Here is a 3,526-nt window from a genome sequence, read left to right as displayed (position 1 = left end):
GGTGTGGTATTCCTTTCTGAGGGCCGTCGTCGGCGGCCGCCTCGGCGGCCGCCCGGCACACCTCGGTGACCGTGTCGCCCTCGCGCAGCACCAGCCGCCCGCCCCGCTCCCGCAGCCGGGTGTCCAGGTCACGCAGGCAGTCGGCGAGGAACGCGAGCCGGTTCGGCGCGGCGAAACCCACCGCGTCCACGGACGGGTCACGCACGAACAGCGGTACCACCCGGCCTCCGCCGTGCAGGGCCGCGCGCAGCGGCGGATGGTCCGACAGGCGCAGATCGCAGGTGAACACGACGACCGAGGTGTGCATGGGGGGCTCACTTCCGCTTCCGTTGTCTCGCTCTCGGAAGGTTTCGCCCGGTCGGCCGGTCCCGGATGCGGCCGGCCGCCGATGGTCCCCCGTTCGGGTGGCGCCGCATCCGTGCCGGCGGCCGACGGGGAAGTACCTCGGGAAGACGCCGGGCTCCCGGGCCCCCGCGCCCGCGCGGGCATCGCAGCGGGTCCCCGAGGAGCGAGGAGAGGTGGTGGGCTGTGGCGGACGGATCCGCGGTCGTGGACGTCGTCGTGGTGGGTGCCGGGGTCGCCGGCCTCGCGTGTGCCCGCGACCTGGCCGTCGCCGGGCTGGGCGTCGCGGTGCTGGAGGCGGCCGACGGGGTGGGCGGGCGGATGCGGACCGACCGGCTGGACGGCTTCACGGTGGACCGCGGCTTCCAGGTCGTCAATCCCGCCTACCCGCAACTGCGCCGCCGCCTGCCCGCCCCGTTCCTCGCCCCGCGTCCCTTCCTGCCGGGCGTCCTGGTGCACACCGGTGACCGGCGCGTGCTGCTGGCCGATCCGCGCCGCCGTCCCGACACGGTGAGGTCGCTGCTGTCCGGACGGCTCGCCGGGCCGCGCGACCTGGCGGCGCTGGCCGCGCTCGGCGCCCGCGACGCGCTCGCTCCGGCCCGCGCGCTCAAGCGGTCAGCGGAGCGCACCACCCGCGCCGCCCTCGCCGAGGCCGGCTTCTCCGAGCCGTTCGTGGAGGGCTTCTTCCGGCCGTTCCTCTCCGGTGTCTTCCTGGAGGACGCCCTGGAGACCTCCAGCCGGGTGTTCCACCTGGTGTGGCGCAGCATGCTGCGCGGCGCCCTGTGCCTGCCGGCCTTCGGCGTCCAGGCGGTCCCCCGCGCCCTGGCCGCCGCCCTGCCCGAGGGCGCCGTACGGCTCGGCACCCCCGTGGCGCGGCTGGCCGGCCGGGGTGTGGTCACGGCCGACGGTACGGAGCTGCCCGCGCGTGCCGTGGTCGTGGCGACCGGTGCCGGTGCCGCCGTGCGGCTGCTGCCCGGCCTGGACGTCCCCGCCCACCGCACCGTCACGACGTACTACCACGTCGCTCCGCGCTCGCCCCTGGACCGCCCCGTCCTGCTGGTCGACACCGGCCGCCGCGTGCTGAACACCTGCGTCCTCAGCGACGTCGCACCCGAGTACGCGCCGCGCGGCAGCGCCCTGGTCGCCACCTCGGTGCCGGGCGGCGACACCGAGCCGGTACGGGCGGCCGTCGGCACGGCGCTGTCCGAGCTGTACGGCACCGACACCGGCGCCTGGGACCTGCTGGTCGCGCGCACGGTCGAGGCCGCGCTGCCCGCCATGCCGCCGCCCTGGCCGCTGACCCGCCCCTGCCGCATCGGCCCCGGCCGCTACGTCTGCGGGGACCACCGCGGCACGGGTTCCGTCCAGGGCGCACTCGCCTCCGGCGCGCGGGCCGCCCGGGAGGTCCTGGCGGACCTCGGCGGGCGCTGAACCGCACGAAGGGTGTCGCTCGGGCGTCAGCGGGCGAACTTCGCGACGGCCGCCGGTGTGACGGGGGTGAAGAAATTGACCAGGTTGCCGTCGGGGTCGCGGAACAGCAGCGAGCGGTTTCCCCAGGGCATCGTGGTGGGCTCGGTGACGAAGTCGGTGACGAAGCCGGTCAGGTTCCGGTGGACACGGTCCACGTCGTCGACGAGGAACTCGGTGATCACGCTGTGGTTGTCCGCCGGGCGGGCGGAGTCCGGGGCGAACAGCGGGACGGTGCGGGTACCGGCGATCGCGAGGGTGGCGGTGGGGGTCCTGAGCTCGGCGAAGTCCTCGGTGGCCCACGTCGCCCGCACGCCCGTGGCCTGCTCGTAGAACTCGACGAGGCGCGCCACGTCGCCGGTGATGATGCGGATCGATACGAAGTTCACGGGGGTCTCCCTGGCTGTGCCGGTGATGTGCGCTTCGCAGGCTAGGAGAAATAGCGGACAGAACCGGTCCGGTATTCGCCTTAGGCTGGGCACATGTCCCGACCCACCCGCCGCGTGCTGACCCTCCTGGAGCTGCTGGAGTCGGGCGGCACCCGGACCGCGGCCGACCTCGCCGACCGGCTCGGCGTCGAGGAACGCACGGTGCGGCGGTACGTGGACCAGCTGATCGACCTGGACGTACCCGTGGAGTCGGTGCGCGGCCGCTACGGCGGGTACCGACTCGCTCCCGGCTACCGCCTGCCGCCGCTCATGCTCACCGACGAGGAGGCGCTGGCCGTGCTGCTCGGCCTGGCCGCCGGCCGCGGAACCGGGCTGTCGACGGCGGGGGACACGGCGGGCGAGACGGCGTCCGCGAAGATCCGGCGTGTGCTGCCCAAGCACCTCGCCCGCCGGCTCGACACGCTCCTGGAGGCACTGGCGTTCACGGACCGGACCGGCGGACTCGACGCCCCGGACGCCGGGGTCCTGCTCACCCTGGCGGATGCGGTGCGCCATCGGCGGCCGGTCTCGGTCAGATACACCGACGGCGAGGGCCGGCGCAGCGAGCGCACGCTGCACGCGTACGGGATCGTCGCCCATTCCGGCCGCTGGTACGTCACCGGCAGGGACGCCGGGATCGACGAGGACCGCACCTTCCGGCTCGATCGCATCGCGGGCGCGAGGAGCCTGCCGGGCTCGTTCGAACCCCCCGCCGGGCCCGCCCCGGCGCAGCGCCTGCTGTCGGCCCTGGCCACGGCCGACTACCGGCACGAGGTGACCCTGCGGATCCATGGGACCGTCGCGCAGATCCGCGCCCGCCTCCCCGCCGCCGTCGCGAGGCTGGCGGAGCACGAGCCCGCGGCGGGCGAGGACCCGGAGGCCGAGCGCTGGCGGCGGGTCGAACTCCGGGTGCAGCGGCTCGACTGGCTGCCTTCCGTACTGGCCTCCCTGGACCGCCCGTTCGTCATCGACCGCCCCGACGAACCGCGCGACCTCGTCGGCGCACTCGCCGCCCGCCTCGCCTCCTGCGCCCGCGGCACCCACGGGGCCACCTCCCCGCCGACCACCGAGCCCCCACCGGAGTCACCGGAACCGCTTCCTGCTCCACGTGAACGGTCCCAGCCGTGACCTCCTATCGTGGGCTGATGTGCGCACACCCGGTTGACCGCCCGGCCGATCTCGACGTCGTACGTGAGTCCTACGACCGGGTGGCCGACAACTACGCCCACATGGTCGTGACGACGGGGGTCGGCGACATCCGTACGCACCCGTGGCTGAAGGCGTCGATC

General features: G+C 74.9%; 4 protein-coding genes and 1 pseudogene. 3 read left to right on the top strand and 2 right to left on the bottom strand.

The window, feature by feature from the left end:
* Positions 1-307 (bottom strand): deoxyribodipyrimidine photo-lyase (locus ABZ646_RS43110; protein WP_360532236.1); only part of this gene is annotated, 307 nt, incomplete at its 3' end.
* 221 nt (positions 308-528) lie between these two features.
* Between ABZ646_RS43110 and ABZ646_RS43105 the strand changes: the two genes are divergently transcribed.
* Positions 529-1,773 carry an NAD(P)/FAD-dependent oxidoreductase gene (locus ABZ646_RS43105; RefSeq protein WP_360532233.1) on the top strand — a complete coding sequence of 415 codons (1,245 nt, stop codon included), beginning with the start codon at positions 529-531 and terminating at the stop codon, positions 1,771-1,773.
* A gap of 26 nt (positions 1,774-1,799) precedes the next feature.
* On the opposite strand, the gene ABZ646_RS43100 is transcribed toward ABZ646_RS43105, so the two are convergent.
* Positions 1,800-2,198 carry a VOC family protein gene (locus tag ABZ646_RS43100; protein WP_360532230.1) on the bottom strand — a complete coding sequence of 133 codons (399 nt, stop codon included), beginning with the start codon at positions 2,196-2,198 and terminating at the stop codon, positions 1,800-1,802.
* A 93-nt stretch (positions 2,199-2,291) separates the two neighbouring features.
* Here ABZ646_RS43100 and ABZ646_RS43095 point away from each other — a divergent pair, with 93 nt between their 5' ends.
* Entirely contained in the window at positions 2,292-3,365 is a 1,074-nt protein-coding gene (locus ABZ646_RS43095; protein ID WP_360532227.1) for a WYL domain-containing protein, read from the top strand.
* A gap of 17 nt (positions 3,366-3,382) precedes the next feature.
* Positions 3,383-3,526 (top strand): annotated as a pseudogene (locus ABZ646_RS43090) (SAM-dependent methyltransferase); the annotation flags it as partial.

Source organism: Streptomyces sp. NPDC007162 (genome assembly GCF_040634175.1).
In the GTDB taxonomy this organism is placed as follows: domain Bacteria; phylum Actinomycetota; class Actinomycetes; order Streptomycetales; family Streptomycetaceae; genus Streptomyces.
The sequence above is the reverse complement of the archived record's forward strand: the minus strand, read 5'-3'. Positions and strand labels throughout refer to the sequence as shown.